A 12,228-nucleotide genomic window follows, 5' to 3' on the forward strand; every position below is an offset into this window, starting at 1 on the left:
GGCGCCCTGCAAGGCAAGCCGCTCGCAGCCCAATTGCTGGAGCCGTTGCGGGCGATTGCCGATGGGCAGCCGGTGCCGGCTGTGGAGTCGATCCTGGCCCAGGGTTTCGCCAGCCTGGGGGCGGCAGTCGAAGAACAGGGCCTGAGCGAGGCCCAGCAGCAACTGGCCCGGCGCCTGCAAGGCGAAACCCCAACCCAGACCCTGGCGCAGTGGCGCGCCGCCCATGAGCAAGCGGAACCCAGACTGGAACGCATCGAGCAGCACATTGCCCAGTTGCTGACCCTCGATGATCAGGCCAGCGCCGAACCCTACCTGGCCAAGTTGCGCCAGATAGATGCAGAAACCCGCGTGCAGCAGCGCAACCTGCTGCTGGACAGCCTGGTGCTGGAGCTGGCCCAGGCCACCCGCGACAGCCAGGAGCGCCGCGCGCGCCTGGCGCGCCTTGAGGAACTGGCCAGCGAAGTGGCGACCTTGTGCCCCGCAACCGCCGAGAACGAGCTGGCCCAGGCCGGCCAATGCAGCCTGGCCCATATGGCGCCAGTGGACGGGCTGATTGCCCGTTTCAGTGCGCTGATCGAAGCCGAGCTGCAACAACGCGCCGCCCTGGCCCGCCGCCAGGCGGTACTCGAAGGGCTGGCCAGCCTGGGCTACGAAGTTCGCGAGGGCATGGCCACCGCTTGGGCCCAGGACGGCAGGGTGGTGCTGCGCAAGGGCGCCACTCCGGGGTATGGCGTGGAGGTGGGCGGCAATGCCGACAACGGCCGGTTGCAGGTACGCGCGGTAGCCCTCAGCGCCCAGCGCGATACCCAGCGCGACAAAGACATCGAGACCATCTGGTGCGGCGAGTTCCAGCGGCTGCAAGCCCTGCTGGCGGCCCGTGGCGACGACCTGAGCATCGAGAAAGCCCTGGCCGTAGGGGCGGTGCCGCTCAGGGAGGTGCTGCTGGACGACACCCAGCAGCAATACCGGGAGCAGGCGCAACAGCGCACCTGACCCGCCTCGCCCTGTGGGAGCCTGCTTGCCGGCGAAGGCGATCTCGCGGGCCCGTTCGCTGGCAAGCCAGCTCCTACAAGGGGGCAGATGCTCAGAAGCCGGGGGCGATCTGGCCTTTGTAGCGGGTCAGGATGAACTGGCGCACGGCATCGGAGTTCAGCGCCTTGGCCAGTTTCTGGATCCGCGGGTCGTTGATGTTGTCCGGGCGCGCCACCAGAAATTCGATGTACAGGTCCTTGCCCTTCTCCACGATCAAGGCGCTGTTGGTATCGATCCCGGCTTCTAGGGCGTAGTTGGCGAAGACAAACGCCAAGTCCACCTGGCTTACCGAGCGGGCCAGCAAGGCGCCTTCCAGTTCACGGATCTTCAGGTGCTTGGGGTTCTCGACAATGTCGCGCTGGGTGGCCAGGGTGTTGCTCGGGTCCTTGAGCTTGATCAGCCCCGCTTCATCCAGCAGCACCAGGGCCCGGCCGGTGTTCACCGGGTCGTTGGGAATCGACACACTGGCCCCGTCCTTGAGCTCGGCGATGCTCTTGATCCTGGTGGAGTAGGCGCCGAACGGTTCGATGTGCACCCCCACCACGGGCACCAGGTCGGTGTGCCAGGTCTTGTTGAAGTCATCGAGGAACGGCCGGTACTGGTAGTAGTTGGCGTCGAGGTTCTTCAGCGCCAGCTGCTGGTTGGGCTGGATGAAGTCGGTGAACACCTTGATCTGCAGGTCCACGCCTTCCTTGGCCAGTTGCGGTTTGACGAATTCGAGGATCTCGGCGTGGGGCACCGGGGTCGCGCCCACCAGCAGCTTTTCGTTGGCGTTGACGCTCAGGGACAGTACGGCGGCCAATACGGCCAGGGTCTTCTTCATGGGTTGCTCCTAAGGCAGAGGCAGGCAGCCGTCGTGGGGCGCACGTGGGGCCGTGTTTCGGGTTGGGTTCGAAGAAATCGCTTCAACGGCGGCTGTAATGCGCCACCAGGCGGTCGCCGGTCATCTGCAGGGCCTGCACCAGCACCAGCAGCAGGACCACGGTGACCACCATCACATCGGTCTGGAAACGCTGGTAGCCGTAGCGGATCGCCAGGTCGCCCAGGCCGCCGCCACCGATCACCCCGGCCATGGCGGTGTAGTCCACCAGCACGATGGCGGTCACCGTGACCGCCGCCAGCAGGCCGCCCCGGGCTTCGGGCAGCAAGGTGTGGCGAATGATCTGCCAGGTGCTGCCGCCCATGGCCTGGGTCGCTTCCACCACCCCGCGGTCCACTTCCCGCAGGGCGGTTTCCACCAGCCGGGCAAAGAACGGCGTGCAGCCCACCACCAGCGGCGGGATGGTGCCCGGCACGCCAAGCGAGGTGCCCACCAGCAAGGTGGTCAGGGGAATCAGCACGATCAGCAAGATGATGAAGGGCAAGGAGCGCAGCATGTTGACCAGCACCGACAGCACCCGATACAGGCCCACCGCTTCATGCAACTGGCGCTTGCCGGTGAGAAACAGCAGCACGCCCAGGGGCAGCCCCAGCAGCACGGTAAAACCCAGGGCCGCGCCGAGCATGCTCAGGGTATCGACGCAGGCCTGGGCGATATCGGCCCAGTAAATGTTCTTGAACAGTTCGGCCATGGTTCAGGACCAGTCATGGCGCGGTGGCTTGATGTCGTTGAGCAGCCAGTTGCCCACCACGTGGTATTTCCAGCGCACCGGGTCGTGCAGGGTATGCACCCGGGCGTTGCGCCAGTGGCGGTCGAAGTTGTGGCGCTTGAGGGTGGAACGGGTGCCCCCCAGTTCGAACAGTTTATTGCTGGCCTCGATGGCGATTTCGGTGGTCAGCACCTTGGCCTTGGCCACCGCCAGGGAGGCCCGGGCCACATTGTCTTCATCGGGTGCCGGGCGGGCCGCGTCCAGGGCCAGGCCAGCCCGTTCCAGCAGGGCCTCGGCGGCTTCCAGGCGAATGTCCAGGGCCCCCACCTGGTTGATGGTCAGCGGGTCTTCACTGGCCTTCTCCACCCCGGCATCGATCCACGGCCGGGCATGCTCACGCACGAAGGCGATGGTGTCGCGCAGCGCCGCCCGGGCAATCCCGGCGTCGATGGCGGCCGTGGTCAGCTGGGCGAAGGGCCCGGCCAGGGTCGGGCTTTCGTAGGAACGGTAGGTGGGAAACAGGTTGAAGGCCGGCACCTTGAGGTCCTGGGCCAGTACGGTGCCACTGGAGGTGGTGCGCTGGCCGATGCTGTCCCAGTCGTCGATCACCGCCAGCCCCTCGCTGCCCCGGGGCACGAAGGCCAGCTGGCCCCTGCCCTGCTCGTCCAGGGCCAGCACTGCCAGCCAATGGGCATACAGCGAACCGGTGCAGTAGCCCTTGCGGCCATTGATCACATAACCGTCACCCGAGCGGCGGATAGTGGCCTGGATGTCCTGGACGTTCTTGCCGCCGGTTTCCGACAACGCATTGGCAAAGCGATGGCCTTGCAGGGCCAGGGCGAAAAAGTGCGCCTGTTGCTCCGGCGTGCCCTGCAGGCGGATGTCTTCCAGCAGGCAGTAGTGGTTCTGCGGGATCTGCCCCAGGGACGGGTCGGCAGCGGAAATGATCGCGATGACCTCGGCCAGCACCGCATAGGACACCTGGGCGCCGCCGAATTCGCGAGGCACGCTGATGCCCCACAAGCCACTGTTGGAGTACAGGTCGACCACCTGCACCGGTACTTCCCGGGTACGGTCGCGCTCGGCGTCCTGCTCCAGCAGGATCGCGGCCACTTGCCGGGCCACGGCCAGGGCTTCGGCGCCATCGCGGATCACATGGGCAGCGGGAGTGTGCAGGGGATAAACGGCAGATTCAGGCAATGCGGGCATACGGCGCTCTCGGGCGAATGAAGGTGACTGCCGCTCATTGCAGCTTCTGTGCCTAAAGCCTGCCCCCATGAATTCAAGGACTTGGGTGGTTATTTCGCCCCGGCATCAGGCCCTCTGCCGGGCAGATTGCTGGAACGCTGTTGGTGGGCCAACAGTAGGCCAGTGTTGCCTGGACGACACCTCGTCGGCCCGTGCCGGGCAGGCAAGGGCCCGGGTATAGAGTGAAGCCTGCTCCACGCGGCGTCAGCGTCGCCCCCAACAACAAGATCAAGGAGAAACCCTGATGAGCGTCAATCCCATTCCCGAAGGTTTCAGCGGCGTCACCCCCTACCTGGGCATCCAGCGCGCCGCCGAGGCCATCGAGTTCTACAAGAAGGCCTTCGACGCGGTGCAGATCATGCGCCTGGACATGCCCGACGGCAGGGTCGGCCATGCCGAACTGCGCATCGGTGGTTCGGCCATCATGCTCGGCAGCCCTTGCGAACAAACCCCGATGGGCAGCCCGGAAGCCCACAAGACGTCGGTCGGGCTGCACCTGTATGTGGAAGATGTCGACAGCCGCTTTGCCCAGGCGATCGCCGCGGGCGGCACCGAAGTGTCGGCGGTCAAGGACCAGTTCTACGGCGATCGCAGCGGCAGCCTGCGCGACCCTTTCGGGCATGTGTGGTTCCTCGCCAGCCGCAAGGAGGAATTGAGCGCCGAGGAAATCGGCCGACGGGCCCGGGAAATGTTCCAGCAACAGGCCGGCTGAGCCTGCCCCTGTAGGAGCCGGCTTGCCGGCGAAGGCGTCTCGCGGACCCGTTCGCGGGCAAGCCCGCTCCTACGGGGCCATGGGCATTGACCAAACCAGTCAAGCAGCGGCTTTCACGAGGGTTTCGCAGCTTCGTAACATTTACTTTCATATCGCCTTTCGGGATTTACGATTCTCATTCGTCTTAATTAGATGCAGCAGGCCGCGTTGGCCCAGGCTATGCCCGGCGCTTTTTGTCCCGGGCCCGGTCCCGGGTTCCAGTGCCGCTCCATTCCTCGAATCAAGACGCCCATTCAATGTCGAAGAAGTCCCGTTCAAAAATCTGGTTTCTGGTGCACAGCTGGCTGGCCCTGCCCATCTGGTTCTTTGTGCTGATTGTCTGCGTCACCGGCACCCTGGCGGTGGTCAGCCAGGAGATCGTGTGGCTGGCCAACCCCGACGTGCGCGCCAGCAAGCCCAGCGATGACGCACAACCGCTGAATTACGACCAGATCGTCCAGGCCATCAAGCGCGCCGAACCCCAGACCCGGGTGGACACCATCGTCACCCCGGATGAAAGCCACTTCGCCCTGAGTGTCAGTGTCAGCTACCCGGACGGCCGCTCGCCGACGCTCTATGTCAACCCCTACACCGGGGTGATCCAGGGCACCAGCCCGCAGTTCGATTTCCAGGGCTTCACCCGCGCCCTGCACGGCTGGTGGCTGGTGCCCTTCACCAACGGCTACAGCTGGGGCTGGTACCTGGTGTCCTTGCTGGGCCTGCCCATGCTGGTGTCGCTGATCACCGGGCTGGTGGTCTACAAGAAGTTCTGGAAAGGCTTTCTCAAGCCAACCCTGCGCCTGCGCCATGGCGCACGGATCTTCTGGGGTGATTTCCATCGCCTGAGCGGCATCTGGTCAATCTGGTTCATCGCGGTGATCTCCATCACCGGCACCTGGTTCATGATCGAAGCGATTCTTTCGGACAACCACATCAGTATCTCCAGCGAACCCGTGGTCCCGGTGATCGCCCGCGAACAAGTGCCGACCACGGGCGATGGCAGCCCGGCGCCGATGATCGGCCTGGACCAGGCCATCGGCATTGCCACACAGAAAATCCCCGGCTTCGACATCAGCTTCGTCAGCCTGCCGAGCAACGCCTACAGCCACCTGTATGTCGGCGGCCGCGGCTGGTATCCGCTGATGTACCAGACGGCCAACATCAACCCCTATACCGGCTCCCTGGACACCTCGCACCTGCTGGCGGACCGCAACACCCTGGAGTTCGTCACCGAATCCATGCGCCCGTTGCACACCGGTGATTTCGGCGGCCTCTGGATCAAGCTGATCTGGTTCTTCTTCGGCCTGGTGCTGAGCATGATGGTCCTCAGCGGCCTGCTGATCTGGACCAAGCGCACCGCCCTGGCCACCGCCAACGCCCTCAAGCGCGAAGAAAAGGCCGCCCGTGCGCGCCCCGCCAGCAAACCCGCCCAGGCACCCGCCCCGGCCATGAGCGCCGAAACCTCGGAGAGCACCCTGTGAGCCAGACTAGCACCGCCGCCGCGCCTTCGAACCTGAGCCGGCTCTGGCACAAGTGGCGCTTTCACCTGAACATCCTGCTGTTGCTGATTCCCCTGGGCTTCATGCCCAAATACTTCGCCGACGTTGCCCTGTTTCGCGGCGAAAGCGGCCTGGGTGAACGGGAGATCGGCGAGATCCAGGTCGGCCCCTGGAGCCTGCGCCTGGCGGAAATGCGCAACGAAGCGCCACGCAGCGATGGCCCCGCCGGTTACCTGAAAAGCTTCAACGCCGCCCTGTGCCAGGCCTGCATCGAGCCGGTCAAGGCCACCTACCTGCGCATCGGCAAGCCCCGCAGCCTGCGGGCCGCCGGGGTGATTTTCTTCGGCAGCCCGTACCGCATGGGCGCCAGCCTGCCCATCCCGGAAAAGACCAAGGCCGATTCCGAGCTGTGGATCACCATGGAAGGCTGGGACGGCAGCATGCACCAGGCATCCATTCCCCTGAGCCAGGCGTCCCCCGCCACCGTGGCCTGGCTCGAAAAACAAGGAGGCAAACGATGAGTTGCGCAGTATTCCCACGGCGCCTTGGCGCCCTGGCCCTGTTGTTGCTGGGCGGCGCCTTCAGCCACAGCGCCCTGGCCCACAACCCGATGTGCGAGTGCAAGGCCATAGACGCCGAGCAGATCCGCTGCACCGGTGGTTTTTCCGATGGCAGCGGCGCCCCGGGGGTGACCCTGGACGTGATCGGCTACGACGAAACCATCCTGGTGCCGGGCAAGCTGGGGGCCGACTCGACCCTGACCTTCAAGAAACCTTCCAGCGAGTTCTACGTACTCTTCGATGCGGGCCCCGGCCACGTGGTCGAGATCGACCAAGCGGATATCGAGGCCCCATGACTCCTGCCACCACCCAGGTCGTGCGCCCCGCCGGCGCCGGCCATGAAACCCTCTATGTGCTGTTGCTGTGTGCACTGATTCTGAGTGTGGCTGCCACCGTGGTGCTGTGGCGCGGCGAAGAAACCGCGACCGGCAGTGTCGCCAGCCACCAGCTGGACGCGCGCCGCGACCTCAGCGCCGGCGAGCAGGGCATCTATGCCGACCTGCGGGTGACCCTCGACGAAATCCACCTGCTGCGCGCCGAAAGCCAGGACCTGCCGACCCCCGAGGAACTGGCCGGCGAAGGCTTCGCACCCTTCGCCCAGGACGCCAGCTCGGTGAGCCGCGGTGGCCATATCTGGACAGTGCAGAACCAGGCCTACCTGGGCCTGAGCCAGAACCCGCAAGTGGCCGGCTCCTTTCTGATGCGCATCGACGCCGAAGATGACACCCAGGTGGATATCTGGCTCAACCGCGCCCCTTCCGCCGCCCTGCCCGCTGACCTGGGCGACGAACCACTGGCCGCCGCCGGTTGGCAACAGGTGGTGGCGCAATTCGATGCCGGAGTGACCCGCCAGCATCGCCACTGATCATTCGCATTCACCCGAGAGAAGACCGCTTGCCCATGCCTATTTCATCTCAACGCCGCCCATTTCTACAGGTGCTGCTGGTCAGTCTGCTGGCCCTGATGCTCAGCCCCCTGGCCAGCGCCGACCCGGCCAAGCGCCTGCGCATCGGCATCACCCTGCACCCCTACTACAGCTACGTGGCCAATATCGTCGGTGACAAGGCCGAGGTGGTGCCGCTGATTCCCGCCGGCTTCAACCCCCACGCCTACGAACCCCGGGCCGAGGACATCAAGCGCATCGGCACCCTGGACGTGATAGTGCTCAACGGCGTGGGCCACGATGACTTCGCCGACCGCATGATCGCCGCCAGCGAGCGCCCGGACATCCCGGTGATCGAAGCCAACGAAAACGTGCCGCTGCTGGCCGCCACCGGGGTGGCCGCGCGAGGCGCCGGCAAAGTGGTCAACCCGCACACCTTCCTCTCCATCAGCGCCTCCATCGCCCAGGTCAACAACATCGCCCGGGAGCTGGGCAAGATGGACCCGGCCAACGCCAAGACCTACACCCAGAACGCCCGCGCCTACGGCAAGCGCCTGCGGCAGATGCGCGCCGACGCCCTGGCCAAGCTGACCCAGGCGCCCAATGCCGACCTGCGGGTGGCCACGGTGCATGCTGCCTACGACTACCTGCTGCGCGAGTTCGGCCTGCAAGTCACCGCGGTGGTGGAGCCGGCCCACGGCATCGAACCCAGCCCCAGCCAGTTGAAGAAGACCATCGACCAACTGCGCGAGCTGGACGTCAAGGTGATCTTCTCGGAGATGGACTTCCCCTCCACCTACGTCGACACCATCCAGCGTGAATCCGGGGTCAAGCTCTACCCGCTGTCACACATTTCCTACGGCGACTACAGCGCCGACAAGTACGAGAAGGAAATGAAGGGCAACCTCGACACCGTGGTCCGGGCCATCCAGGAGGCCGGGGCATGACCGCCATCGAGACCCTGCTGCGGGGCCCGGCCATCGAGTTCGACCAGGTCAGCCTGACCCTGGGCCGCACCACCATCCTCGATCGCGTCGCCTTCCAGGTGCAGCCCGGCAGCGTGCACGCCCTGGTGGGCCCCAACGGCGGCGGCAAGAGTTCGCTGATCAAGACCCTGCTGGGGCAGATGCCGCACCAGGGCCAGTTGCGCCTGCAGTGGCCGGATGCCCCCGGCACCATCGGCTACGTGCCCCAGGCCCTGGAGTTCGACCGCGGCCTGCCCATGACCGTGGACGACTTCATGGCCGCCATGTGCCAGCGCCGCCCGGCCTTTCTCGGCCTCAGCCGGCACTACGCCCAGGCCATTGGCGAGGCCCTGGAACGAGTCGGCATGCAGGACAAGCGCAAGCGGCGCATGGGCGCCCTGTCCGGCGGTGAACGCCAGCGGGTACTGCTGGCCCAGGGCCTGATCCCGGCCCCGCAACTGCTGGTATTGGACGAACCGATGTCGGCCCTGGACGAAGCCGGTATCCAGGTCTTCGAACGCCTGCTCCACGATTGGCGCCAGAGCGGCATCACCCTGCTGTGGATCGAGCACGACCTGGAAGCGGTGGGCCGTCTGGCGGACCGGGTCACCGGCCTCAACCGTCGGGTGCTGTTCGACGGCCCGGCGCAACAGACCCTGACCCCGGAGCGCCTGCTCAGCCTGTTCTCCACCCATCCACGAGCCGCCGGGAGCGCCGCCTGATGACCTATGAAGCTTTTCGCCTGATGGTCCAGGGCTGGGCTTCGGCCGGCTACCTGCCCGAAGCCCTGGCCTACGGGTTCGTGGTCAACGCCCTGCTGGCCGGGCTGCTGATCGGCCCGGTGCTGGGCGGCCTGGGTACCCTGGTGGTGGTCAAACGCTTCGCCTTCTTCTCCGAAGCCGTGGGCCACGCGGCGCTGACCGGGGTGGCCATCGGCATCCTCCTGGGCGAACCCTACACCGGCCCCTACGGCAGCCTGTTCGGCTACTGCCTGCTGTTCGGCATCCTGCTCAACTACCTGCGCAACCGCACCGGCCTGGCCCCGGACACCCTGATCGGCGTGTTCCTTTCGGTGTCCCTGGCCCTGGGCGCCAGCCTGCTGCTGATCCTCGCCGGCAAGATCAACGTGCACATCCTGGAAAACGTGCTGTTCGGCTCGGTGCTCACGGTCAACGGCAGCGACCTCTTGGTGCTGCTGATCGTCGGCGCCCTGGTGCTGGGCCTGAGCCTGCCGTTGTACAACCGCATCATGCTGGCCAGCTTCAACCCGCAGCTGGCGGCGGTACGCGGCGTAGCGGTGAAGACCCTGGACTACCTGTTCGTGATCCTGGTGACCCTGATCACCGTGGCCGCGGTCAAAGTCATCGGCGCCATCCTGGTAGGCGCCCTGCTGGTGATTCCGGCCGCCGCGGCACGCCTGCTGAGCCAGTCGCTCAAGGGCTTCTTCTGGATCTCGGTGAGCATCGCCACCGTCAGCACCCTGTGCGGCATCCTGCTACCCATCGTCTTCGACCTGCCGGTGCCCTCCGGCGCCGCGATCATCCTGGTGGCCGGTGTCGCCTTCGCCCTGGCCGCCATCGCTCGCGGCACTGTCCCCAGCCTGAAAGGGAATATCGGATAAATGCACAGTTCATTGCCTCACCTGTCACTGCGTCGCCTGACCCTGGCCCTGGCCCTCGGCGGCCTGATCAGTACTCCGGCCCTGGCCGAGCGCGACCACTTCGAACCGATGCGCGTGGTCGCCAACCACGGCATGGGCAACACCGCGCTGCACAGCGCCACCTCAAGCAAATCACCGACGGTGCTGGCTTCCCTGCCGGTGACTTTCGGCCTGGGGCAGATCCTGCTGCAGGGTACCGACATCAAGCTGGAACGGGCCGCCCCGGCCAACCTGCCGGGCTCGCGGCAGACGGCCTATTTCACCGGGCGTGGCGCTCCGGCCCTGGCCAAGCTGGCACTCAATGCCGACGCAGTGATCGGCCTGCGCTCGATCTGGCCGGACGACCCGCTGTACCCCAACGCCCGGCGCAGCAACATCCGCATCGTCGAGATCGACGCTGCACGCCCGGTGGACGGCGCCCTGCCCGGCGTGGCCCTGCAACCGGGCAAGAGCGACGGGCTCAACGCCCAGCCCTGGCTGTCCAGCAACAACCTGGGGCGCATGGCCGACGTGCTGGCGGCGGACCTCGCGCGGCTGGCGCCCGAAGCCAAACCGCAGATCGAAAGCAACCTGGCAGGCCTCAAACAGCGCCTGCTGAAACTCAGCGCCGACAGCGAAGCGCGCCTGGCCGAGGCCGACAACCTCAGCGTGCTGAGCCTCTCCGAGCACTTCGGGTACCTGGTCAGTGGCCTGAACCTGGAACTGCTGGAAGTGGACGCCCGGGCCGACAACGAATGGACCCCCGAGGCCCTGAAAAAGCTGCAAGCCCGGCTCAAGGACAACGATGTGGCCCTGGTCCTGCACCACCGCCAGCCATCCGATGCACTGAAAGCCGCCATCAGCGCCGGCGGCAGCCAGCTACTGGTGCTGGAAACCGACAGCGCTGACCCGCTCGCCGAACTGGAAGGCAACCTGCAGAAAGTCACCCAGGCCCTGAGCCTGTAGCCGCTGCCGCAGGCTGCGAACGGCTGTGCAGGAGACGCTGCTCTTGAGATCGCTGAAGGTCCTTCGGACCTTGGCGCAGCTTCGCCATGGCTCAGCAGCGGCTACAGTCGGGGTCAGGGGCCGGGGCCGCTTACATATTCCCTCAAGATCGCGCGCATTTTCCGGTGCTAGTCTGCGCTTCGCCAAAAGCCCAGAGAAGAAGCCCGCGCCATGAGCGACTACGTAAACCTCAACAAGACCAACTGGGACGAACGCGCGCCCCTGCATGCCGCCTCGGCGGACTACGCGGTGCAGCGTTTTGTCGACGAAGCCGGCTATCTGTCCGACGTGGTGCAGTTCGACCGGCCCTTGCTGGGGGATATCCGAGGCCTGCGCGGGGTGCATCTGCAATGCCATATCGGCACCGACACCCTGTCCCTGGCCCGCCTCGGCGCGCAGATGAGCGGCGTGGATTTTTCCCCGGCGTCCCTGGCGGAAGCCCGGACCCTGGCCCGACGCTGCAATACGCCTATCGACTACCACGAGTCCGACGTGTTCCTGGCCGCCGAGGTACTGCCCCAAGGCAACTTCGATCTGGTCTACACCGGCATCGGCGCCCTGTGCTGGCTGCCGAGCATCGAGCGCTGGGCGCAGACCGTCGGCGCCCTGCTCAAGCCCGGGGGCCGGCTGTTCATCCGCGAAGGCCACCCGATGCTCTGGGCCATCAACGAAGATCACCACGACTCATTGCGGGTGGAACTGCCCTACTTCGAAACCCGCGAGCCTCTGGTCTGGGACGACGAAAACACCTACGTGGAAACCGACAGCCCCCTCAAGGCCACCATGACCCACGAATGGAACCACGGCCTGGGAGAGATCATCAGCGCCTTGCTGGCCCAGGGCCTGGACATCACGGGACTGGTGGAGCACCAGAGCATCCCCTGGGAAGCCCTGCCCGGGCAGATGGTGGTGGATGAACGCGGCGAATGGCGACTCAAGGAAGCGCCATGGCGCCTGCCACTGAGCTACACCTTGCAGGCCGTCAAGCGCGGGGGCTGATCGCCCGGCGTGAAAAACCGCCAAGCTCAAGAAGGCAGCGCCTCTGTAGCCGCTGCCG

The 12,228-nt window shown here is 65.9% G+C and carries 13 protein-coding genes and 1 pseudogene; 11 read left to right on the plus strand and 3 right to left on the minus strand.

Annotated features, from left to right (window positions below; translation table 11 throughout):
* Positions 1-993, plus strand: a 993-nt coding sequence (locus F6S12_RS26290; protein WP_315869480.1) for a hypothetical protein, incomplete at its 5' end; no start/stop codon positions are given.
* Positions 994-1,084: 91 nt separating this feature from the next.
* Here F6S12_RS26290 and F6S12_RS26295 read toward each other — a convergent pair.
* The 3 genes from F6S12_RS26295 to F6S12_RS26305 all read right to left on the minus strand — a co-directional run bounded on the left by F6S12_RS26295 (position 1,085) and on the right by F6S12_RS26305 (position 3,830).
* Complete coding sequence (locus F6S12_RS26295) at positions 1,085-1,855, minus strand: MetQ/NlpA family ABC transporter substrate-binding protein (RefSeq protein WP_315869481.1); 771 nt, start codon at positions 1,853-1,855, stop codon at positions 1,085-1,087.
* An 82-nt stretch (positions 1,856-1,937) separates the two neighbouring features.
* Positions 1,938-2,603, minus strand: a complete 666-nt coding sequence (locus F6S12_RS26300) for a methionine ABC transporter permease (protein ID WP_011062441.1) — start codon at positions 2,601-2,603, stop codon at positions 1,938-1,940.
* Between the two features lie 3 nt (positions 2,604-2,606).
* Positions 2,607-3,830, minus strand: coding sequence for an SfnB family sulfur acquisition oxidoreductase (locus F6S12_RS26305; RefSeq protein ID WP_315869482.1), 1,224 nt, complete (start codon positions 3,828-3,830; stop codon positions 2,607-2,609).
* Positions 3,831-4,113: 283 nt separating this feature from the next.
* Here F6S12_RS26305 and F6S12_RS26310 point away from each other — a divergent pair, with 283 nt between their 5' ends.
* The 10 genes and pseudogenes from F6S12_RS26310 to F6S12_RS26355 all read left to right on the plus strand — a co-directional run bounded on the left by F6S12_RS26310 (position 4,114) and on the right by F6S12_RS26355 (position 12,170).
* Positions 4,114-4,581 carry a VOC family protein gene (locus F6S12_RS26310; protein WP_011062443.1) on the plus strand — a complete coding sequence of 156 codons (468 nt, stop codon included), beginning with the start codon at positions 4,114-4,116 and terminating at the stop codon, positions 4,579-4,581.
* 296 nt (positions 4,582-4,877) lie between these two features.
* Positions 4,878-6,101: a PepSY-associated TM helix domain-containing protein gene (locus F6S12_RS26315; protein ID WP_053159635.1), complete on the plus strand. Its 1,224-nt coding sequence runs from the start codon at positions 4,878-4,880 to the stop codon at positions 6,099-6,101.
* Positions 6,098-6,640 (plus strand): hypothetical protein, encoded by a 543-nt coding sequence (locus tag F6S12_RS26320; protein ID WP_011062445.1) that lies wholly within the window; start codon positions 6,098-6,100, stop codon positions 6,638-6,640. The genes F6S12_RS26315 and F6S12_RS26320 overlap by 4 nt, the downstream gene beginning before the upstream one ends.
* Position 6,641: 1 nt before the next feature.
* A pseudogene (locus tag F6S12_RS26325) lies at positions 6,642-6,975 on the plus strand (hypothetical protein).
* Positions 6,972-7,544 carry a DUF6162 family protein gene (locus F6S12_RS26330; RefSeq protein ID WP_015636479.1) on the plus strand — a complete coding sequence of 191 codons (573 nt, stop codon included), beginning with the start codon at positions 6,972-6,974 and terminating at the stop codon, positions 7,542-7,544. The pseudogene F6S12_RS26325 and the gene F6S12_RS26330 overlap by 4 nt, the downstream one beginning before the upstream one ends.
* A 35-nt stretch (positions 7,545-7,579) precedes the next feature.
* Positions 7,580-8,509, plus strand: a complete 930-nt coding sequence (locus tag F6S12_RS26335) for a metal ABC transporter substrate-binding protein (RefSeq protein WP_011062448.1) — start codon at positions 7,580-7,582, stop codon at positions 8,507-8,509.
* Positions 8,506-9,249 (plus strand): metal ABC transporter ATP-binding protein, encoded by a 744-nt coding sequence (locus F6S12_RS26340; RefSeq protein ID WP_015636481.1) that lies wholly within the window; start codon positions 8,506-8,508, stop codon positions 9,247-9,249. Before F6S12_RS26335 ends, F6S12_RS26340 begins: the two co-directional genes overlap by 4 nt.
* Positions 9,249-10,148: a metal ABC transporter permease gene (locus F6S12_RS26345; protein WP_015636482.1), complete on the plus strand. Its 900-nt coding sequence runs from the start codon at positions 9,249-9,251 to the stop codon at positions 10,146-10,148. The genes F6S12_RS26340 and F6S12_RS26345 overlap by 1 nt, the downstream gene beginning before the upstream one ends.
* Positions 10,149-11,132 (plus strand): metal ABC transporter solute-binding protein, Zn/Mn family, encoded by a 984-nt coding sequence (locus tag F6S12_RS26350; RefSeq protein ID WP_011062451.1) that lies wholly within the window; start codon positions 10,149-10,151, stop codon positions 11,130-11,132. It begins immediately after the preceding gene.
* A gap of 210 nt (positions 11,133-11,342) precedes the next feature.
* Positions 11,343-12,170: a class I SAM-dependent methyltransferase gene (locus F6S12_RS26355; protein WP_123431273.1), complete on the plus strand. Its 828-nt coding sequence runs from the start codon at positions 11,343-11,345 to the stop codon at positions 12,168-12,170.
* Positions 12,171-12,228: the final 58 nt, after the last annotated feature.

This window comes from Pseudomonas sp. JV245A (assembly GCF_032424515.1).
GTDB classification, from domain to species: domain Bacteria; phylum Pseudomonadota; class Gammaproteobacteria; order Pseudomonadales; family Pseudomonadaceae; genus Aquipseudomonas; species Aquipseudomonas protegens.